This window comes from Variovorax sp. GW821-FHT09D07, assembly GCF_059416345.1.
On record NZ_JBWKOY010000006.1, the window covers coordinates 229,584 to 249,826 of the forward strand.

The 20,243-nt window shown below is 69.0% G+C and carries 13 protein-coding genes and 1 tRNA gene; 9 read left to right on the forward strand and 5 right to left on the reverse strand.

The features are described 5' to 3' along the window. Nucleotides 1–226: 226 nt before the first annotated feature. The 6 genes from AC07OX_RS22260 to AC07OX_RS22285 all read left to right on the forward strand — a co-directional run bounded on the left by AC07OX_RS22260 (nucleotide 227) and on the right by AC07OX_RS22285 (nucleotide 12,662). The gene (locus tag AC07OX_RS22260) at nucleotides 227–5,104 is read left to right on the forward strand and encodes an Ig-like domain-containing protein (protein WP_495262374.1); all 4,878 of its coding nucleotides are present in this window, start codon (nucleotides 227–229) and stop codon (nucleotides 5,102–5,104) included. A 97-nt stretch (nucleotides 5,105–5,201) separates the two neighbouring features. Then, nucleotides 5,202–6,173, forward strand: a complete 972-nt coding sequence (locus AC07OX_RS22265) for an OmpA family protein (protein ID WP_495262373.1) — start codon at nucleotides 5,202–5,204, stop codon at nucleotides 6,171–6,173. A gap of 382 nt (nucleotides 6,174–6,555) precedes the next feature. After that, complete coding sequence (locus AC07OX_RS22270; RefSeq protein ID WP_495262372.1) at nucleotides 6,556–8,793, forward strand: type I secretion system permease/ATPase; 2,238 nt, start codon at nucleotides 6,556–6,558, stop codon at nucleotides 8,791–8,793. Nucleotides 8,794–8,822: 29 nt separating this feature from the next. Next, nucleotides 8,823–10,139 (forward strand): HlyD family type I secretion periplasmic adaptor subunit, encoded by a 1,317-nt coding sequence (locus tag AC07OX_RS22275; protein WP_495262371.1) that lies wholly within the window; start codon nucleotides 8,823–8,825, stop codon nucleotides 10,137–10,139. An 18-nt stretch (nucleotides 10,140–10,157) separates the two neighbouring features. Beyond that, the gene (locus tag AC07OX_RS22280; protein ID WP_495262370.1) at nucleotides 10,158–11,648 is read left to right on the forward strand and encodes a TolC family protein; all 1,491 of its coding nucleotides are present in this window, start codon (nucleotides 10,158–10,160) and stop codon (nucleotides 11,646–11,648) included. A 282-nt stretch (nucleotides 11,649–11,930) separates the two neighbouring features. Next, nucleotides 11,931–12,662, forward strand: a complete 732-nt coding sequence (locus AC07OX_RS22285) for a hypothetical protein (RefSeq protein WP_495262369.1) — start codon at nucleotides 11,931–11,933, stop codon at nucleotides 12,660–12,662. Between the two features lie 71 nt (nucleotides 12,663–12,733). Here the strand turns inward: AC07OX_RS22285 and AC07OX_RS22290 are convergent. Continuing rightward, a tRNA-Met gene (locus AC07OX_RS22290) sits at nucleotides 12,734–12,810 on the reverse strand. Nucleotides 12,811–12,977: 167 nt separating this feature from the next. Here AC07OX_RS22290 and AC07OX_RS22295 point away from each other — a divergent pair. Together AC07OX_RS22295 and AC07OX_RS22300 are read left to right on the forward strand one after the other, a co-directional pair. Next, nucleotides 12,978–13,652 (forward strand): sigma-70 family RNA polymerase sigma factor, encoded by a 675-nt coding sequence (locus AC07OX_RS22295; protein WP_095948024.1) that lies wholly within the window; start codon nucleotides 12,978–12,980, stop codon nucleotides 13,650–13,652. After that, nucleotides 13,649–14,917 (forward strand): hypothetical protein, encoded by a 1,269-nt coding sequence (locus tag AC07OX_RS22300; RefSeq protein ID WP_495262368.1) that lies wholly within the window; start codon nucleotides 13,649–13,651, stop codon nucleotides 14,915–14,917. The genes AC07OX_RS22295 and AC07OX_RS22300 overlap by 4 nt, the downstream gene beginning before the upstream one ends. A 45-nt stretch (nucleotides 14,918–14,962) precedes the next feature. Here AC07OX_RS22300 and AC07OX_RS22305 read toward each other — a convergent pair whose 3' ends face one another. Then, nucleotides 14,963–15,742 (reverse strand): enoyl-CoA hydratase, encoded by a 780-nt coding sequence (locus AC07OX_RS22305; RefSeq protein ID WP_159272885.1) that lies wholly within the window; start codon nucleotides 15,740–15,742, stop codon nucleotides 14,963–14,965. Nucleotides 15,743–15,875: 133 nt separating this feature from the next. Between AC07OX_RS22305 and AC07OX_RS22310 the strand changes: the two genes are divergently transcribed. After that, nucleotides 15,876–16,484, forward strand: coding sequence for a DUF2325 domain-containing protein (locus AC07OX_RS22310; RefSeq protein WP_495262367.1), 609 nt, complete (start codon nucleotides 15,876–15,878; stop codon nucleotides 16,482–16,484). A gap of 7 nt (nucleotides 16,485–16,491) precedes the next feature. Here AC07OX_RS22310 and AC07OX_RS22315 read toward each other — a convergent pair whose 3' ends face one another. Genes AC07OX_RS22315 through AC07OX_RS22325 form a run of 3 tightly spaced genes read right to left on the reverse strand, consistent with a single transcriptional unit; the run spans nucleotide 16,492 to nucleotide 20,240 of the window. After that, nucleotides 16,492–18,339 (reverse strand): M61 family metallopeptidase, encoded by a 1,848-nt coding sequence (locus tag AC07OX_RS22315; RefSeq protein WP_495262366.1) that lies wholly within the window; start codon nucleotides 18,337–18,339, stop codon nucleotides 16,492–16,494. A 4-nt stretch (nucleotides 18,340–18,343) separates the two neighbouring features. Then, a complete protein-coding gene (locus AC07OX_RS22320; RefSeq protein WP_070062774.1) occupies nucleotides 18,344–19,063 on the reverse strand; it encodes a DsbC family protein in 720 nt (239 codons plus the stop codon). Between the two features lie 49 nt (nucleotides 19,064–19,112). Then, nucleotides 19,113–20,240, reverse strand: a complete 1,128-nt coding sequence (locus AC07OX_RS22325) for an FAD-dependent monooxygenase (protein WP_495262365.1) — start codon at nucleotides 20,238–20,240, stop codon at nucleotides 19,113–19,115. Nucleotides 20,241–20,243 lie beyond the last annotated feature (3 nt).

A 20,243-nucleotide genomic window follows, 5' to 3' on the forward strand; every position in this document is an offset into this window, starting at 1 on the left:
CCGGTGCGGCTGCCGCGTTTTTCTTTTTGACCTGTGCCGTTGTCGACGACTTTGTGCGCGATTTCGGCACCGACCTACGCCTTCGTACCCGGCTTTCAGATTCGTCCGATGGCCCGGCCCGACGGCGATTTCTAGAGTAGGCCACCCCTCAAAACGCTGGATCGCGCTGCGCTTGTTTCGCGTGCCGATCCGGTCTTCCTTTCCCATTTCAGAGCATAGGAATCCCATGACATTCGAACAGACGAACGTCACCCCCCACGCGACCATCGCCCCCGCCATGAGCGCAGGCGCATCGACCTTCGCGCCCCTTCCTCCTTCGGTGGGCGGCGCCGCCGACGACGCCGGCGACATCCTGGGCAGCATCGCCCCCGGCGGCGTCACCGACGACCGCCAACCCGAATTCCGCGGCCAGGGCACGCTGGGCGACACCATCGTCATCCGTGACAACGGCACCGAGATCGGCACCACCGAAGTCGCCGAAGACGGCACCTGGACCTTCACGCCCTCGACCGACCTGCTCGAAGGCCTGCACGCCATCACCATCGTCGCGCGCGACAGCAGCGGCAACGAGAGCGCGCCTTCGCCCGCGTTCAACTTCGAGATCGACGTGACCCCGCCCGACGCCAGCCGGCTGAACGTCAGCGGCTTCACGGACAACGTGGGCGGGGTCACCGGCAACGTGATCTCGGGCGGCACCACCGATGAAACGCGCCCGCTGCTCAGCGGCATCAGCAACGGCACGCCCGGCCACACCGTCACCGTGATGGTGAAAGACGCCACCGGCACCCATGAACTGGGCCAGGCCACCATCGGCGAAAACGGCCAGTGGACCTTCCAGGTCGACACCCCGCTGGCCCCTGGCCTGAACACCTTCACGCTCGTGGAGCGCGATGCTGCCGGCAACGAGACCATGCCGACCGGGCGCTACAAGGTGACCGTCGTCACCGACAAGCCGAGCGCACCCGTGATCGACAGCGTGTTCGACGACGTGGGCACGCCGCACATGCTGCAACCCGGCGAAGCCACCAACGACGCCAGGCCGACGCTGGCGGGCACGGCACAGGCGAACCACACGGTCAAGTTCTACGACGGCAGCACGCTGCTGGGCCAGGTCGTCGCCGACGCCTCGGGCCAGTGGAGCTTCACGCCCCTGGCCAATCTGGCCGAGGGTGCGCACGGCATCACCGCCACGTCCACCAGTCCGCTGGGCCAGACCAGCGAGGCCAGCGGCAGCTGGAACTTCGTGGTGGACACGACGCCGCCGGCCAAGCCGACCCTCGTGTCGGTGGTCGACGACGTGGCCCCGGTGACCGGCAACGTGAGCAAGGACGGGTTCACCAACGATGCCAGGCCGGCGCTCTCGGGCAAGGCCGAGGCGAACAGCACCGTGGTCATCTACGACAAGGGCGTCGAACTCGCCAAGGTGACGGCCAATGCCTCGGGCGACTGGACCTGGACGCCGGCGACGGCATTGGGCAACGGCGTGCACACCATCACCGTGACGGCCGTCGACAAGGCGGGTAACGCCAGTGCGGCGTCGGATGCGTTCGGCTTCACCGTGGACACGGTGGCGCCGACGCAGACGGCCACGGTCTCGGTCGTTGGCAAGGACAGCGGCTTCAGCGAGGTCGACTACCTGACCAATGACGGCAGCGCCGGGCGCCTGCTGCAGGGCAAGCTGTCCGCAGCGCTCGGTGCGGGCGAGACCCTGCAGGTCTCCACCGATGGCGGCGTGACCTGGAAGGCGGCCTTCGTTTCGGGCACCGCCTGGAGTGCGCAGGACGACAGCAGCCACGCAGGCAACTGGACGGTGCAGACGCAGGTGGTGGACGCCGCCGGCAACGTGGGCGCGGTGCAATCGCAGGCGATGGCGCTGGACACCGCTGCGCCTGTGGCGCCGACCAAGGTGCTCCAGGTCGGCACCGACCTGGAGGTGCAGTTCAACGCAGCCAACGTGGCCGCAGGCCACAAGATCAGCCTGAAACTGGGCGGCGACTATTACGAGTACACGCTGACCGCGGCCGACATTGCGGCAGGAAAGGCGTTGATCACCAATCCCGCGATGATCAAGTTCAATGATCTTCCCTCGGGAGCGGTGGGGCTGTCGTTGACGACTGGCGATGTGACCATCACCTCCTCTTCCGAGATGAAGATCACTGGCGGCACTCTGGACGGCCGCGTTCTCATGCCCGGGGAGAGCAGTGCCAACTTCACGACAAGCTATCAGTTCTCGAGCGGAAAGAGCGCGGTCTCCTTCTTCATGTACGGCCACAACGGCACGGGGGACATCAAGTTCTATGACGTATCGGGCAACCTCCTGGGGTCTCTCCCGGCGGCAGCTGGCAACTGGCAGAAGTTTTCCTTTGAAGCGCCAGCCGGAAAAACGATCGGCCATTTCGTCGTGACGGCGATCGGCGATCTGGGGGGGCATTGGATCGACAACTTGAGCGCCCTCCCGCCTCTGCCCGATATCTCGGCGGCCATGGTCGACCCGGCCGGCAATGCATCGCAGTACTGGACCAGCGCAGGACTGAAGGACCCCGCGGCATCGCAGACCCTCACCGCTGCATCGGTGGGCACCGTGCATGGCGGCTCGGGCAACAACGAGTTCGTCGTGTCCGACGTCAAGCACCTGGCCGACTCGGCGATCTCCGGCAACGGCGGTACCGACACGCTCAAGCTGACCGGCGCCAACCAGCTGCTGGATCTGACCGCGCTCGGCCACAAGGTCAGCTCGCTGGAAATCATCGACATCACCGGCACGGGCAACAACACGCTCGCCCTGTCGCTGGCCGACGTGATGGAAAACGGCGCCGTGGACCAGTTCGTGACCAATGGCCGCGTGCAGATGATGGTCAAGGGCAATGCCGGCGACAAGGTTTCGCTGATGGACGTGCTGCCCAACGGCACCGACCCGGGCGACTGGGTCAAGGGCGCCAACGTCACCGTCGGCGGCGTGGTCTACGAGGTGTACCAGCACTCCGGCTTCAAGGCCGACCTGCTGGTGCAGCAAGGCGTGGCGGTCACGCTGCAGATCAGCATCGACCAGGCGATGGACGATGCGGGTGCGATCACCGGCCCCATTGCAAACGGCGGCTTCACCGACGACACCACCCCGACGCTGACGGGCAAGGCCATCGCGGGCGGCACCGTGAAGATCTATGACGGCAGCACCCTGCTCGGTCAGACCGTGGCCGGTGCCAATGGCAACTGGAGCTTCACGCCGGGCACGCCGTTGGGCGAAGGCCTGCACAGCCTACGCGCCAGCGTCACCCCGGTGGGCGGGAGCGAAAGCGCCAAGACCGCCGCGTTCGACCTCACCGTGGACACGACGTCGCCGGCCAAGCCGACCATCGTGTCGGTGGTCGACGACGTCGGCAGCATCGTGGGCAATGTGGCACTCAACGGCACCACCGACGACTCGCGCCCCGACTTCTCGGGCAAGGCCGAAGCCAACAGCACCGTCATCGTCTTCAACAACGGCGTGGAGGTCACGCGCGTGCAGTCCGACGCGTCGGGCAATTGGACGTACACGCCGGCCACTCCGCTGGCCGACGGTGGCCACAGCATCAGCGCGATCGTGATCAACAAGGCGGGCGTTTCCAGCGTGCCTTCGGCTGCGTTCGGGTTCACGGTGGACACGACGCCACCGGCGAAGGTGACCATCACCGGCGCGCATGACGACGTGGGCAGTACCCAAGGCAACGTGGCCAGTGGTGGTGTCACCGACGACACACGCCCCACCTTGAGTGGAACGGGCGAGGTCGGCGCTGTGGTCACCGTCATGAGTGGCAGCACCGTGATCGGCACCGTGATCGTGGGTGACGACGGCAAGTGGTCGTTGACGCCCACGAGCGACCTGGCCCTTGGCAACCACAGCTTCATCGCGACGCAGGCCGACAAGGCCGGCAACGTCAGTGCAAGCTCGAACCCCTATGGGCTCGGGATTGGCAGCGTGACGTCCACGGGCGAGGACTTTGACGCGATGGCCATTCAATACCTGGACAAGGTAGTGGGCTCGAGCTTCACCACGACCAATGGCCTCAAGGTCAGCTGTGTGGTTGTGGGGACGACCGCCTCTCCCGGCTCCGGGATCTACGCGACCAGCCACCCTACCCTGTCAGGCGGCGGCTCCGGGACCAAGACGATGTATCTTTGCGGTCCGGATTCTCAGACGCGGTTCGATTTCAATTGGACGGTGTCCGAGCTGGACTACACGATTCACGCGGTCCAAGGCGCCACCAATACCGTCCGTTACTACGATGCCCAGGGCAACGTGCTTGGGGCGCAGAACCTCGCCCAGCAGGCCAAGGGGGACGCAAGCGGTCTGACCTATTCGTTCAGCGCGCCGGCCGGAAAGGCCATTGCCTACATGGTCGTCGCTCTCCAGAATGAACCTGACGGGGGCATCATCATTGACAACATCCATTGGTCGAAGGTCGTTGTTCCCGGCACCTTCGGCATGGCGCCGTCGGATGCCATGCATGACGATGTCGTCCCTGATGCACTCGCACAGGCCACGCATCTCGATGCCGATGCCGACGTGCTCAGCCACGCGACCCAGGCGTACACCGAGAGCGACGACATGCTCATCGCCCGGCTCGGTTATGCCGACCGCCTCGAAGGTGGCGCCGGCAACGACACCTTCACGAAGGTGGGCACGGGCGACACGGTGCACGGCGGTGCGGGCGACGATGTCATCCGCGTCCACAGCGGCGACTTCGCACGCATCGACGGCGGCCTGGGTGTCGACACCCTGGTGATGGACGGCAAGGCGATGCACATCGACCTGTCGGCCCTCGGCCTGAAGGTGCAGGGCGTCGAGAAGTTCGACCTGGGTGCAGGCGGCAACACGCTGGCGCTCAGCACGCACGACGTGCTGGCCGGCGGCGCGCGCGACATGGTCGTGGCCGACGGCAAGGTGCAGATGCTGGTCAACGGCGCCAATGGCGACGTCGACCTGCTCGGCGGCACCCACGGCGACGACGGCTGGACGCAGGGCAGCAATGCCACGGTGGGCGGCGTGACGTACCACGTCTACACCAACCTGGCCGGCACGGCCGAGCTGCTGGTCGAGGACAAGGTCCACGTGACCATCCTTTAAGCCGACGGGGCCCGTCGCCCGGCCGTGGCGTCGAGGTCCCACTTTTTTCTCATTCATTTTTCATGCGTGCCCCCGTGCGGGGCACCCGGAGCCATTCATGTCCTCGTTGCTTCCTTCGACCTTTCTTTTCTCCTACCGCGGCGCTCGCGCCGCCGCACTCCTGGCACTGGGCGTGCTGGCGGCGACCGCGGCGCAGGCCCAGCAACCGCAGAAGCAGGGCGCTGCTGCGGTTCGCCAGGGGCCGGCCTACCGTGCCGTGCCCGCCGCAGCGGCCGACCAGGCCCAGGTGATCTTCTTTCGCCCCGTCAGCACCTCGGCCGCCGGCCAGCGCCCCGGTGCGGCGCACGTGTACGTGAACGGAGAGTTCCACGCCGCGCTGCTGCCCAACAGCTTCACGCGCCTGTGCGTGGCCCCGGGCAACCACTCGGTCGAGGCCTACCTCGGCGATGCGCCCACCTACGAAGGCAAGTCGCAGCCCCGCACGCGCGCCGAGCTCGAAGGCGGCAAGACGGTGTTCGTGGCCGTGTCGGAACAGGACGGCTCGGGCTCGCCCGTGCCCTACCGCCGCGCCGACGCCGAACGCATGCTGGCGGGCGCACACGAGCAGCGTCACGTGATCAGCCGCGCGAGCGCGGTCGAGCGCTGCCGGGAGCCCGTGGCCGCGGTGCAGCCGGTGGAAAAGGCCCGCTACACGCTCAACACCGACACGCTGTTCGCGTTCGGCCGCTCCGACCTCGCCGCGATGACGCAGAAGGGTCGCACGGCACTGGCCGACGTGGCCGCGCAGATCCGCGCGAATTCGCTGGAAGGCGTGACGCGCATCGCAGTGCGCGGCCATGCCGATCCGATCGGCTCGGCGCCCGAGAACCTGCGCCTGTCGGAGCAACGCGCACAGACGGTGCGCCGCGTGCTGGCCGACGAAGGCCTGCCGGCGGACCGCATCGCGGCCGAAGGCATGGGCAGCGTCGAGACCGTGGTGTCGTGCGTGGCCAACCGCTCGCGCGACGCCCGCATTGCGTGCAACGCCCCCAACCGCCGCGTCGAGGTGGTGGTGCAGGGCGTGAAGTAAGTCGCGTAAGTCGCACCGCGCGGCGGGCATTCCGGCGCTGCGTGCGCCGCGGGGCGTTGCCCCTTGCCCGCAGCGGCAGGGACAACGCCCCTTTTGGCGTGCATGCGGCCCGCAGTTTCGGACGAGTCCGATGGATTGTTCACGGGCCCATTTGTAAAGTCCTTGGCATGGGAACGGCGCCTGCCGCGCGGCTCCCACGTCGAGTTCCCCCGCTGCCGAGGCGCATGCGGGGCCCCTGCGAATTCCTTGTCGGTGCAATGCCATGAAAGTCCGATGCCGTGGGGCAGGGACGGGTGTTGCCCCGATGTTTCACACCACCGGCATCCACGGCCCCGCCGCGCTGCCACAGGCCTGCCAACGGGCGAAGAGAAAAGAGAACCACATGGCTGCAGTGATCGCGCATGACGCCGTACCCGGCGTACCGGGAGCCCCCGGCAACGAGGCGTCGCCGATGGCGATGGTGGCGGAAGAGCGCGACACGCTGCTGCGCGCCGTGCACTGGCTGTGCGCGCACCACGGCCGCACGCTGAGCGAGGCCGCGCTGCAGGCGGGCCTGCCGCGCGAGATGCGCCTGTCGCCCACGCTGGCGGTGCGCATCCTGGAGCAGGCGGGCATCGGCGCGGGCTGGGTCAAGCGCGAGGTGGGCGACCTGCTCTCGTACCTGTTCCCCGTGGTGGCGCTGCGCAAGGAAGGCGGCGCATGTGTGATCACCGGCCGCAACGGCCAGGGCGACAAGGCCACCTACGACGTGATCCTGCCGGAAGCCGGCACGGGCACGGTGACGCTCAACGTGCAGGAGATGGCCGCGCTGTACGGCGGCCACGCACTGCTGGCCAAGCCGCATGCGCAGCTGGACGACCGCGCCGGCCCCGAGGCCGAAGAGTCGGAAGGGCACTGGCTCTTTTCCACGCTGTGGCGCTACCGGCGCTACTACGCGAGCGCGGCGCTGGCGGCGCTGCTGATCAACATCCTCACGCTGGCGAGCACCTTCTTCACGATGAACGTGTACGACCGCGTGGTGCCCAACCAGGCGTATGTCACGCTGTGGTCGCTGGCCATCGGCGTGGTGTTCGCGATGGTGTTCGAGTTCAGTGCGCGCCACGTGCGCTCGCACCTGGTGGACATGGCGGGCAAGAAGGCCGACCTGATCCTGGGCTCGATGCTGTTTCGCAAGCTGCTGTCCACGCGCATGGAGCACAAGCCGCAGTCGTCGGGCTCGTCGGCCAACCAGCTGCGCGAGTTCGAGTCGGTGCGCGACTTCGTGACCTCGGCCACGATCTCGACGCTGTCGGACCTGCCGTTCTGCCTGCTGTTCGTGGGCATCATCTTCATGATCGGCGGGCCGCTGGCGCTGGTGCCGCTGCTGTCCATTCCGCTCATCATCCTGATCAGCGTGGCCATCCAGTGGCCGCTGGCCAAGGTGATGCAGGAGAACCTGCGCGAGGGTTCGCTCAAGCAGGGTCTGCTCATCGAATCGATCGAAGGCATCGAGTCGCTCAAGGCCGCGCGCGGCGAGGGCGTGATGCAGCAGAAGTGGGAAAACTTCAGCGCGCTCGCGGCCACCAGCTCCATGAAGTCGCGCAAGCTCTCGAGCATGGCGGTGAACCTCGTCACGCTGATCCAGCAGGTGCAGACCGTGGTGCTGGTGGTGTGGGGCGTGTACCTCATCCATGCGGGCGAGTTCACGATGGGCGCGCTGTTCGGCACCGTGATCCTGGCCGGGCGCTCGACCTCGCCGCTGGCGGCGGTGGTGGGCCTGGCGGTGCGCTACCAGCAGGCCAAGACGGCGCTGACCTCGCTCAACCAGGTGATGGCCAAGCCGGCCGACCGCGTGGCCGAGCGACGCTACCTGGCCAAGCCGGTGTTCAACGGCCACGTGACGCTCAAGAAGATCAACTTTGCCTACCCCGCGCCGCCCATGCAGCCGGCACCGCCGGTGCTGCAGGACGTGAGCCTGACGATCAAGGCGGGCGAACGCATCGCCATCCTGGGCAACATCGGTTGCGGCAAGTCGACGCTGCTGCGCGTGATGGCCGCGATGTACCAGCCCGGTGCCGGGCAGGTGCTGCTCGACGGTGTCGACGTGGGCCAGATCGACCCGGCCGATGTGCGCGCCGCCGTGGGCCTGCTGAGCCAGGACGCGCGCCTGTTCCACGGCACGCTGCGCGACAACGTGACCATCGGCCACCCCTCGGCCACCACGGAAGAGTTCTTGCACGTGGCGCGCATCACCGGCATCGACGCGATTGCGGCGCGCCATCCGCGCGGCTACGACATGCCCATCGGCGAGGGCGGCCACGGCCTCTCGGGCGGGCAGCGCCAGCTGGTGGCGCTGGCGCGCTGCCTGCTGCTGCGCCCGCGCATCCTGCTGATGGACGAGCCCACCAGCTCGATGGACCTGCAGACCGAACACGAATTCCTGCGCCGCATGGCGCACGTCACGCAGGGCCAGACCCTGGTGGTGGCCACGCACCGGCTGTCGGTGCTCGACCTGGTCGATCGCATCGTCGTGATGGACGGCGACGGCAAGGTGTTTCTCGACGGACCGAAAGACGCCGTGCTGGCGCGCCTGCGTGGCGCGGCCGGCAATGAACCGAACGAACAACCGGTGCCCGCATGAGCGCGCACCCGATGCAAGGAAACGATGCCATGAACACGACTGAAACCACCGCAGGGCCCATGCCCGGCGCGGCCTTGCCGGCGAAGGTGCCGGCCCCCGTGGCGAAGCTGCCCGCGAAGCGCCCGGGCCCGAGCGGCCAGGCGCGCCACGAAGACTCTCCCTTCGTGAAGGACCTGCGCGAAGCGATGCTGGTGCAGAAGACGCCGGGCAGCCTGGCGGTGCTGTACCTCATCGCGACGATCCTCGTGGTCGGCGGCGTGTGGGCGCACTTTGCCAAGGTGGAGGAGATCACGCAGGGCGAAGGTCGCGTGATTCCGGCCAGCCGCGAACAGATCATCCAGAGCCTGGAAGGCGGCATCCTGGAAGAGATGAACGTGCACGAAGGCGACGTGGTCGAGCGCGGGCAGATCCTGCTCGAGATCGACCCGACGCGCGCAGGTGCGTCGTACCGCGAAGGGCTCTCGAAGGTGCAGGCGCTGAAGGGCTCCATTGCCCGGCTGCGCGCCGAGGCCTATGCGCAGCCGCTCGCGTTTCCGCCGGACGTGCAGGGCGTGGACTCGATCGTGCGCGACGAGACCCAGGCCTACAACGCGCGCCGCCAGACGCTCAACGAGAGCGTCGGCGCGCTGAACCGCAGCCTGCAGCTGGCCGAGCGCGAGATCTCGCTGTCGGAGCCGCTGTCGGCGCGCGGCCTGATGTCGGAAGTGGAAGTCTTGCGCATGAAGCGCCAGGCCAACGAGTTCCGCCTGCAGATCGCCGAGCGCCAGAACAAGTACCGGGCCGAGGCCAACGCCGAACTCACGCGCTTCGAGGGCGAGCTGGCGCAGGCCAAGGAGAACATGGGCGCGCGCGAAGACGTGATGAAGCGCACCACCATCAAGGCGCCCGTGAAGGGCACCGTGAAGAACATCCGCGTGAACACCATCGGCGGCGTGATCCAGCAGGGCGCGGACATCATGGAGATCGTGCCGCTTGAAGACCAGCTGCTGGTGGAAGCCAAGATCAAGCCGTCGGACGTGGCCTTCATCCGGCCGACGCTGCCGGCCACGGTGAAGATCTCGGCCTACGACTACGGCATCTACGGCGGCCTCACCGGCACGGTGGAGCACCTGAGCCCCGACACGTTGAAGGACGACGAGAAGGCGCGCCAGGGCGCGCGCGGCGACACCTCGTACTACCGGCTGCTGGTGCGCACGGACAAAGCCTCCTTGAGCGCGGGCGACAAGGAGTTCCCCATCATTCCCGGCATGACCGCCACGGTCGAGATCCGCACGGGCGAGAAATCAGTTTTGAGCTACCTGCTGAAGCCGGTGCTCAAGGCACGCGAAGCGTTTCGCGAACGCTGAGCAGGAGTCGAAGTCATCATGAAAACGAAGAAGAACAATTCCATGCAGTCGGGCGTGTGCGCGCTGCTGTCGGTGTCGATGCTGCTTGGCGCCGGCGCGTCGGTGGCGCATGCGTCGCAGGACGAGGCGCCGGCGCTGAAGGTGGCGCGGCGGTTGGCTGTAGCGCCGGCCGTGGCGGTTGCCGTGGCGCCGGTGGCCATGCCTGCGCCGTTCGTTGCGGCGTCGCCGCCGCCGTTCCAGATGCGCAAGGTGGTGGCATCCGCCTCCTCGATGGGCCTCAGCGCCGATGCGGGCGAGCGCCTGCGCGCCTACCTCGACGAGAACGTGCGCAAGGCGCTCGAGCTCAGCGCCGAGGCGCGCGAGGCGCAGGCCAACTGGAAGGCGGCCGAGTACGACATCGACCAGGCCAAGGGCCAGCGGTGGCCGCAGGTGCAGGTGGGCGTGTCGTCGCCGTCCGCGACCTTCGGCGGCAGCGGCGCCAACAACAGCGGCACGCGCAGTGCGGCGGGCAACCTCGCCATCACCACGCCGGTGTACGACTGGGGGCGCCTGAGCGCCACCATCGACAGCCGCACCGAGACCTCGAAGGCGGCCTACCAGGCGGCGCAGCAGGTGCGCCAGAAGATCGCGTACGACACCGTGTCGGCGCTGCTCGAACAGCGGCGCCACCAGGCGGCGCTCGAGGCCAGCCAGGGCTATGTGAAGCGCATGGAAGAGCTGGTCGACATGCTGAGCCAGATCGTGCAGAGCGACCGCGGCCGCGCCAGCGAACTCACGCAGGCGCGCGCACGCCGCCTGCAGGCCGTGACCGGCCGCGACGCCATCGTGGCCAAGCTGCGCGAGGTGCAGGTCAGCCTCGTGAAGCTGGTCGGCGAAGAGGTGCAGTGGCCGGCCGACCTGGCATGGGAGATCCGCCCGGTCGCGCTGCAGGACGCCTTGATTGCGGGCGCCGAGCATCCGGCCATGCAGCAGGCGCGGGCCGAGGCGAAGGCCGCGGGCCTGTATGCGGAGTCGGTGAAGGCCGGGCGCCTGCCGCAGCTGAACTGGGTGGTCGGCAAGAGCACGCAGGAGGATTCGGCGGGCAACAAGCAGCCGTGGTCCACGGGCCTGTCGCTGCAGTGGAACGCGTTCCAGGGCGGCTCGGGGCGCGCGTCGGAACGCGCGGCCTTCGAGCGCGCGGCGGCCGGCGAGGAAAAGGCCGAGGCCTCGGCGCGCGACCTGGCCTACCGGCTGCGCACCTCGGCCGAGCAGCGCGACGCGGCGGCCAGCCGTGCCGGCGAGTACACCGAGCTGATCCAGGAAACCGACCGCGTGCGCAAGATCTTCTACGAGCAGTGGTACCACCTGGGCAAGCGCACGCTGCTGGACGTGCTCACGGCCGAGAGCGACCACTACAACAACCAGTCGGCCCAGGTGACGACGCGCTTCGACGCCGAGGCCGCCGACCTGCGCATGCGCGCCGACTCGGCCATGCTGCTGGACTGGCTGCGCGGCGCAAAGGTGCTCTGAGGGGCGCGAAAGGCGCGGCTTTTCGGAACAGTCCTATGTACGGGCCGTGCGGGCCTTCCTAGGATGGGTGAGCGCCGGGTTGCCTCAGTGGGCCCGCTGCCTTGTGCCGCATCGCATGCGGCATGAAGCGCGGGCGCAGCGGACGCGGCTTCATTCATTCTTTTGAGAATTTCGAGCACCCATGCCGGTCCTGATCACCGGGGTCGCGAACCGCGGCCCGAGCCCCCGAAAGCCTTGCCTCGGGCATGTTGTTACCGCAGCGGACTGTGAAGGGGCACCCGCATGAGCCGCTTCTTCGCCGCACCCTCGGAGCCCCTGGCACGCCCCGCCCGCCGCATCGGCGTGCTCGGCCATGCGCTGCGCGAGCGCGAGTACGCGCGGCGCGTGCTGCGCGCGCTGGGCGTGGCGCCGCTGGTGTTCACCAGCATTGACGAACTCGCGGCACTGGGCGACCGCCTGAACCTGCTGTTCCTGGCCGATGTGCTCGAGGCGGCGCGCGAAGAGGCGCCGGACGTGCTGTTGTTGATGGGGACGAAGGTCGTTCCACTGGCGCAGGAGGCGCCCGCGCCCACGCGGCACCTGCGGGGGCGCCCGCCCGTAGCGGCACCGGCGTTCGACGACTTCTACCGCACCATCCTGCTGTCGCTCCGAACGCGCGGCCTGGCGTGCGCGATGCCAACGCCGCTCGTGTGGGGCGCCTACAGCTTCCAGCCGATGGACCGCAGCGTGAGCTTCCCGGGCCGCACGCAGCGCGTCGACCCGGTCACCTTCGACCTCGCGCTGGAGTTCTTCTTCAACGCCGAGCGCGTGCTGTCGATTCCGCGGCTGCGGCAGATGCTCAACCCCGTGCGCGGCGCGCGCAGGTTCTGGGGCAACGAACTCATCGGCACGCTGACGGACGTGATGGACGAACTGCAGCTGCACGGCGCCCACGGCTGGCGCCTGGTGCACTGCGAGCCCGAGGCGTTCCGGCTGGACCGGGTGCCGGTGGGCGAGATGGCGTCGGACGCCTGAACGAAAAAAGCCCTAAGTCGTTGAAAACTTAGGGCTTTTTGAGCCATTCCGCCGGGGCGGGGAGGCTGTGTTGGTGGCTCTTCACGGACTCGAACCGCGGACCTGTGGATTATGATTCCATCGCTCTAACCGACTGAGCTAAAGAGCCGTCAGTGCAATTCAGCACCGAGCCCAAAATTATAGCCCAGGCTTTGGGCCCAGTTCAACTCCCGGCGTTTTCAGGTCGATTTTTCTGCGATCGAATGCGTTGGATCGCGTTTCGACCTAACCCCGATCGCCTCCGTGCGCCGTACAAGCTCGGGTGACAATCCTGCGATGTCTGCGCTGCCACGCGCCCCTTCTGCTGCTGCCCGCACCGCCACCGAGCGCGACGCCATGCCCGACGATCAGTTGATGCTGGCCTACGCCCACGGCGACGCCGCCGCCTTCGACGTGCTCTATGCGCGCCACGAAGGCGGGCTGTTCCGCTTCGTCAAGCGCCTGCTCGGCGCGCGGCTGGCCGCGCAGGCCGACGAGGTGTTCCAGGACACCTGGGTGCGGATCATCTCGGCGCGCGATAGCTTCTCGCCGCAGGGCGCCACCTGGCGCACCTGGGCCTTCACCATCGCGCACAACCTCGCGATGGACCGCCTGCGCGTGAGCGGGCGCGAGGTGACGCTCGATGGCCACGCGACCGACGACGACGGCGACGCGGTGCCCGCGCTCGACCGCGGCGTGCACGGGGCCACCGACTTGTCGGCGCACCCGTCGGCCGAAGAGCTGGCGTTCTGGCGTGCCGCCGGCCGTCGGCTGCTGACCTGTCTCGACGAACTGCCGGCCGAGCAACGCGCCGCTTTTCTCCTGCACCATGAAGACGGCCTGACCGTCGACGCGCTTGCGGCCCGGCTGGAGATCGGCTTCGAGACCGTGCGCAGCCGCCTGCGCTACGGGCTGCAGAAGCTGCGCGGCTGCATGGAACGCTACCTGTCGGTGCTGGAGCAGCGGGCATGAGCACCGGCATGGACGACGACGACCTGCACGACCCGCGGCTGCGTCGCGCGCTGGACCATGCGCCCGACCGCGACGCCGTGCCCGCGGCCCACACGCGCGAGGCGATCCTGAAGATGGCGCACAACCTCGCCGCGGCCTCCGCGCCGGCGGCCGGCCCTGCGGTGCAGGCCGCGCCGTGGTGGCGACGCTTGTTCGGCGGCGGCAGTCCGCGTTCGCGCATGCCGTGGAACGCGGCCTTCGCGACCGTGCTCGTGGCGACTTTCGTCACCGTGCTGTGGCATCGCGAGCCGGTGCCCGACGCGCGGCTCGATGGCGAGGCGCAAGTGGCCGGGGCGCCCGCGCCGGCGTCGGCACCGCCTGCGCAAACGGCTGAGGCGCCGGCAGTCGCTGCGGCACCCGCGCCTGTCGCTGAACCGGCCGCAACGGCGGACATGACACCGCCCGCAGTGCAGCGCAGCGAAGCGGCGCGCGATGCGAAAGAAACCCTGAAGCAGCGCGAGACGCAGGAAGCGCGTGAAGCATCGCGGCGGCGCGAAGCCCCTGCGGCGGCGGCGTCGGTCCAGAAGGACGAAGCACGGACGATGGAAAAGGCGGCGCCCGCGGCCCCGGTGGTGCAAGCCCCGGCGCCCGTGCCTGCACCCGCCGCACCGGCCATCGCGTCCGCGCCCATGCCGGCCGCGCCGCCCATGGCCGATGTCGGCCAGAGTCCGATGCCCTACGCAGCCGCACCGCCGGCGCCGGCCGTAGCACCTGTAGCGCCTGCAGCGCCAGCGCCGATGCAGCGCGAGTCCGCAGACACGGCCCCGTCGCTTGCCGCGCAAGGCGGTGCCAGCGCGAATGTCGCCGGCATGCAGCGTCGGGCCGCTCCCGTGCAAGCCGCGCCGGCTCCGTCGGCCGCCGCCAAGGCGGCGCCGCGCGCGGCCACCGAAGCCGTGGTGAGCGGCGGCTTCACGGCACTGGACCGCTGGACCGCACTCGACATCACGCGCGCCGGCACCACCACGCGCCAGGCGCGCGGCGACACCGAAGGCCTCGCGGCACTGGTGAACACCGTGGCGCGTGCGGCCGCCGTGGCGGGCGGGGAGTTGGGTGCGCCGGTCGAGGCGCGCATCGAACTGCGGCGCGACGGCGCGTTGCTGGCCGTGCTCGAGATCGCGGGCGACCAGGTGCGGTGGACGCCGCAGCCGGGCGGCCCCGCCTCCATCGGCACGCCGCCGGCGCAGGCGCTCGAGGCGCTGCGCACGGCGCTGTCGCGAACCCGCTGACGGCGACCGCTGTTGCGGCCGCCGGGCCCGCGACGATCAGCCTGATCAGGCGTTCTTGAAGTCCGGCTGGCGCTTGGCCAGGAAGGCGTCCATGCCTTCCTTCTGGTCCTGCGTTGCGAACAGCGCGTGGAACAGGCGGCGTTCGAACATCACGCCGTCGCTCAGGCCGCTCTCGAAGGCGCGGTTGACCGATTCCTTGGCCGCCATCACGGCGATCTGCGAGAAGCCCGCAATGATCAGCGCGGCGCCCAGCGCTTCGTCGGCCAGCTTTTCGTAGGGCACCACGCGGCTCACGAGGCCCGCGCGCTCGGCTTCGGCGGCGTCCATCATGCGGGCGGTGAGCGCCATGTCCATGGCCTTGCTCTTGCCCACCGCGCGCGGCAGGCGCTGCGTGCCGCCGGCACCGGGGATCACGCCGATCTTGATCTCGGGCTGGCCGAACTTGGCGTTGTCGGCCGCGATGATGAAGTCGCACATCATCGCGAGTTCGCAGCCGCCGCCCAGCGCGAAGCCGCTCACGGCGGCGATCACCGGCTTGCGGATCGAGCGGATGGTTTCCCAGTTGCGCGTGATGTAGTCGCCCTTGTAGGTGTCGATGAAGCTGTACTTGGCCATCGCCGCGATGTCGGCGCCGGCTGCGAAGGCGCGCTCGCTGCCCGTGAGGATGATGCAGCCGATGGCGTCGTCGGCGTCGAAGGCCTTGAGCGCCTGGCCCAGCTCGGTCATCAGTGCGTCGTTCAGCGCATTGAGGGCCTTGGGGCGATTGAGGGTGATGATGCCGACCTTGCCTGCTTCGGTCCGCACGTCGATGTTTTCGTAGCTCATGGTGTCGCTGTCTCCGGGGGAGGTGGGGAAAAAAACGCGTCCCACTATACCCAGCCGGGCTTCGGGCCCGCTGACGCGCGGGTGTTTCATTTGAGAATTGTTCTCATCTAGAATGGCCGCCATGGACTTCCCGATGCAAGAACATGCCGTGTTGCTGCGGGCCTATGCCCGGGTGCAGGAGCGTTGCTCGCGCCTGCTGATGGAACAGGCCGCCCGGGTCGAGCGGCTCGAGGCGCAGATCGTGCGGCTGCGCGGTGCGTTGGTGGCGCGCGACTCGGCGATTGCCATCGTGCGCGAGGAACTGGCGGCGCGCGCCGCCAAGGGCAGCGCCTTGCCCCAGCGCCTGAATGCGCTGCTGGCGCCGGGCGGCCGGCGTCACCATGCCTTGCCGCCAGGGCCGGAAGTGCCGGCCGACCTGCGGGCCAAGTCGGTGCTGTGCGTCGGCCGTTCGGAAGCGGCGCCCGAGGCGCCTTCGCTGGCGCGCCAGCTCGTGGAGATTGCCGGCGGCCATTACCTGCACCACGACGGCGGCGACGAGGCCGACGACCCCGCGGCGCTCGAGGCGGGCCTGCGCGCCGCCGACCTCGTGATCTGCCAGACCGGCTGCGTGAGCCACGGCGCCTACTGGCGCGTGCAGGACCACTGCCGCCGCACCGGCAAGCCCTGCGTGCTGGTGGGCGAGCCGCAGCCGATGCTGTTCGTGCGGCCGCCGCTGGTGGCGGCCGTCGATCACCCGGCCTGAAAACGAGTTACGGCTTGGCTGCGAGCCAGGCCGAGATCTTGGCCGCGTCGTGCGAGAACAGCCGCCACGTGGTCGAGCCCGTCGGCAGCGTGAGCGGCAGGCGCAGCAGCCGGCGGTCGCGCGCGACGAGGGCGGTGCACTTGGTGGCATCGCCGAGGTACAGCGCCAGGTCGTCGAGCTTGGTGAGGCGCCAGGCCTGCGCGGGTTGCGACGCGCCCTTGCCGCGACCACCGACGGCCGGCAACTCGATACCGAGCCATTCGTCGTTGGCCGAGAAACCGGCCTTTTCGGCGGCGCCGCCGCGCAGCACCACCTTGATCTGCACGCTGCCGCCGGTTTCGGCCACGCGCAAGCCGAGCGCCTGCGCGGGTTGCGAGGGGTCGTCGAGCGTGGCCACGCCGTGGGCGCGCAGCAGGTCGGCCAGCGGGAGTTCGTCGGTCGAATGCACCCAGCGCGCGAGTTCCGGGGCGTACGAGCGTCCGCCCACGGCTGCGAGCGCGGCGGCGATGTCGGCCTCGCTGATCGGGCCGCCGTTGCCGTGCGTCCAGAGGTGGCGCATCACGTCGTCGAGCGTGCCCTTGCCTTCCTGGCGCAGCGTGAGGTCGAAGCACAGCGCCACCAGCGCACCCTTGGTGTAGTAGCTGACGGTGCTGTTGGGCGTCTGTTCGTCCTGGCGGTAGTACTTGACCCAGGCGTCGAAGCTCGCGTCGGCCACCGGCTGCACCAGCCGGCCGGGCGTCTGCAGCACCTGGTTGATGGTCTTGTTGAGCAGTCGCAGGTAGGCGGCGTCGTCGATGCGGCCGGCGCGGCGCAGCAGCAGGTCGTCGTAGTAGCTCGTGAAACCCTCGAAGAACCACAGCAGCTGCGTGTAGTTCTCGCGGCTGTAGTCGTAGCTGGCGAACTCCGCCGGGCGCATGCGCTTGACGTTCCAGGTGTGGAAGTACTCGTGACTGATGAGGCCCAGCAGCGTGGTGTAGCCCTCGGGCTGCTTCTTCTTTTCGCCGCGCAGCGGCAGGTCGCGGCGGTTGCAGATGAGCGCGGTGGAATGGCAGTGCTCGAGCCCGCCGTAGCCGTCGTCCACCGCATTGAGCATGAACACGTAGCGGTCGATCGGCAGCTTCGGCCCGCCGCGCTTTCCGGCCTTGTCGCCGTGCCAGAAGCGGATCTCGGCTTCGCAGATGGCCTTGGTGTCGGCAATGAGGCGCTCGCCGTCGAACGAGGCTGCGGCGCCCGCGATCACGAAGCGGTGCGGCACGCCGCAGGCGTCGAACTCGGCGCTCCAGAAGGCGCCCATCTCGACCGGGCTGTCGGCCAGTTCGTCATACCCGGCGGCGCGGTAGCTGCCGAAGCCGTGCTTGTCGGCCTTCGTCGGCACGAGCGCGGTGGCGCACGACCAGCGCGCGGCGTCGGCCGGCAGCGCGGGTGGCACGATCTCCAGCGCATGCGGCGCTTCGGTCTGGCCCTCGACACGCAGGCAGACGCTGGTGCCGTTGAAGAAGCCGCGCGTGGCGTCGAGCCAGGCGGTGCGAACCGAGTTGTCGTAGGCGCACACCTGGTAGTGCAGCACCAGCGGCTGGCCTGGCACGCAGTCGACCTGCCAGCTGCATTTGTCGAGCTGCGTCAGCACCGGCTTGCGGCGGCCCTGCGTGGCGCGCAGGCCCTGCAGGTTCTTGGCGAACTCGCGCACGAGGTAGCTGCCCGGAATCCACACCGGCAGCGCCACGCGCTGCTGCGCGGCGGGCGCGGCGATGGTCAGCGTGACGGCGAACAGGCGCGCATGAAGGTCCGCGCACTCGACGCGGCAATGCACGGCGGTGGCTGGGGCTGCGCGGCGCGAAGCGGAGGTCGTCGCCATTGGATCAGTTGGCAGCGGCGAGCTGCTTCTCGACCTGTTCGGCGGGAATCGCGCCCGGGACGCGGCTGCCGTCGGTGAAGATTAGCGTGGGCGTGCCGGTGATGTTGTACTTGCGGCCGAACTCCACGTTGCGCTCCAGCGCCGTCACGTTGCAGCTGGTGGCGGCGGCGGCGGGCTTGACGTTGCCTTCCATCCAGTCGGCCCAGGCCTTGCCCGGGTCCTTGCTGCACCAGATGTCGCGCGACTTGGCGGTCGAATCGGGGCCGAGCACGGGGTACAGGAACATGTAGACGGTCACGTTGTCGACCTTCTTCATGTCCTTCTCGAAGCGCTTGCAGTAGCCGCAGTTCGGGTCTTCGAAGACCGCGACCTTGCGCTTGCCGTTGCCGCGCACGATCTTGATCGCGTCTTTCAGCGGCAGCTTGTCGAAGGCGACGGCGGTGAGCTTCTCGACGCGCTCCTCGGTGAGGTTGCGCCGGGTCTTGGCGTCGATCAGGCTGCCCTGCAGCAGGTAGCCGCCTTGCTCGTCGGTGTACAGGATCTGGCTGCCGTTGACGCGCACTTCGTACAGGCCCGGCACGGGCGTCTTGGTGACTTCCTCGATGGGCGGCAGTTGCGGGATGTGCGTCGGCAGGTTCTTGCGGATCTCGGCCTCGCCCGCGCCGGCGGTGGAGAGCGTGAGCAGCGCGCAGGCGGCGACGAGAAGGTGGCGGACGAAGGTCATCGGGAAGGTTTCGGGAAAAAGGTGGAGGGCTGGCGGCGGCGTCAGGCGATCAGGCCTTCAGGCCCATGGCTTGTGCGGTGATCCAGTGCTTCACGAAGCGCGTGCGGTCGAAACCGCGCATGCCCCAGTTGCGCAACGCAGGGAGTGGACCCAGGTTGTGCGAGAAAAGTTGCTGCAATCCGTCGGTGGCCAGGCTCATCTGCAGCACGTCGGCGCGGCGGGCGCGTTCGTAGCGGCGCAGCAGCCGGGCGTCGCCCACGCTGCGCCAGTAGTCGCGGGTGCGGATCACGTCGGCCAGCGCGGCCGCGTCGGCCAGGCCGAGGTTCAGGCCCTGGCCCGCCAGCGGATGCACCGTGTGCGCGGCGTCGCCCGCGAGCACCCACGACTGGGTGGGCTGGCCGGGCATCGTGCCGGACCAGCGGTCGGCGATGGCGCGCGACAGCGGCCACACGGCGCGTTCGCTCGTGAGCCGCAGCGAGCCCAGCTCGCCGTGGCTGGCTTCGCTCACGGCGGCGCTGAATTCGTCGGCGCCTTGCGCGACCAGCTCGGGCACGCGCAGCTGGTCGACCGACCACACCAGCGCCAGCGTCTTGCCGTGCACGCCGCCCAGCGGCAGCAGGGCGAACACCTCGCCGCGGTCGTTGAACCACTGGCGTGCGATGCCGTCGTGCGTGTGCGCGGCCTCGAGCCGCGCGGCAATGGCGTGCTGCGGGTAGCGCGTGACCTCGTAGCTCACGCCCAGCGCCGCGCGCGAGGCGCTGGCCTTGCCTTCGCACACCACCGTGAGCGGCGCGGCCACGGGCTCGGTCACCACGTCGATCAGGGGCTGGAAGCGCACCGCGTCGGCCAGTTGCTGCTCGAGCGCGGGCACGTCGACGATCCAGGCCAGCGCCTCGACCTTCTGGCGCGCGGCGCTGAACTGCACCCGGCCGCCGTCGTCGCCGTGCACCTGCATCTCGTGCACCGGCGTGGCATGGGCCGTGTCGGGCCAGGCGCGCAGCGATTCGAGCATGGTGCGGGACGCCGCGTTGAGCGCGTACGCCCGGATGTCTTCCTTGCCCGCAGGGGCCGGCGGCACCACGAGCGCGACACGCACGCGTTCGCGCGCCAGCAGCAGCGCCAGCGTGCGGCCGACGATGCCGGCGCCGCGGATACAAACTTCGGGGGAAAGGGCCATCGG

Excerpts from the sequence above, each read along its gene's own strand:
- AC07OX_RS22285 (WP_495262369.1), top strand. The coding sequence starts at position 11,931 with ATGAGCCGCTTCTTCGCCGCACCCTCGGAGCCCCTGGCACGCCCCGCC.
- AC07OX_RS22310 (WP_495262367.1), top strand. The coding sequence starts at position 15,876 with ATGCAAGAACATGCCGTGTTGCTGCGGGCCTATGCCCGGGTGCAGGAG.
- AC07OX_RS22295 (WP_095948024.1), top strand. The coding sequence starts at position 12,978 with ATGTCTGCGCTGCCACGCGCCCCTTCTGCTGCTGCCCGCACCGCCACC.
- AC07OX_RS22270 (WP_495262372.1), top strand. The coding sequence starts at position 6,556 with ATGGCTGCAGTGATCGCGCATGACGCCGTACCCGGCGTACCGGGAGCC.
- AC07OX_RS22315 (WP_495262366.1), bottom strand. The coding sequence starts at position 18,339 with ATGGCGACGACCTCCGCTTCGCGCCGCGCAGCCCCAGCCACCGCCGTG.
- AC07OX_RS22275 (WP_495262371.1), top strand. The coding sequence starts at position 8,823 with ATGAACACGACTGAAACCACCGCAGGGCCCATGCCCGGCGCGGCCTTG.
- AC07OX_RS22320 (WP_070062774.1), bottom strand. The coding sequence starts at position 19,063 with ATGACCTTCGTCCGCCACCTTCTCGTCGCCGCCTGCGCGCTGCTCACG.
- AC07OX_RS22300 (WP_495262368.1), top strand. The coding sequence starts at position 13,649 with ATGAGCACCGGCATGGACGACGACGACCTGCACGACCCGCGGCTGCGT.
- AC07OX_RS22325 (WP_495262365.1), bottom strand. The coding sequence starts at position 20,240 with ATGGCCCTTTCCCCCGAAGTTTGTATCCGCGGCGCCGGCATCGTCGGC.
- AC07OX_RS22265 (WP_495262373.1), top strand. The coding sequence starts at position 5,202 with ATGTCCTCGTTGCTTCCTTCGACCTTTCTTTTCTCCTACCGCGGCGCT.
- AC07OX_RS22305 (WP_159272885.1), bottom strand. The coding sequence starts at position 15,742 with ATGAGCTACGAAAACATCGACGTGCGGACCGAAGCAGGCAAGGTCGGC.
- AC07OX_RS22280 (WP_495262370.1), top strand. The coding sequence starts at position 10,158 with ATGAAAACGAAGAAGAACAATTCCATGCAGTCGGGCGTGTGCGCGCTG.
- AC07OX_RS22260 (WP_495262374.1), top strand. The coding sequence starts at position 227 with ATGACATTCGAACAGACGAACGTCACCCCCCACGCGACCATCGCCCCC.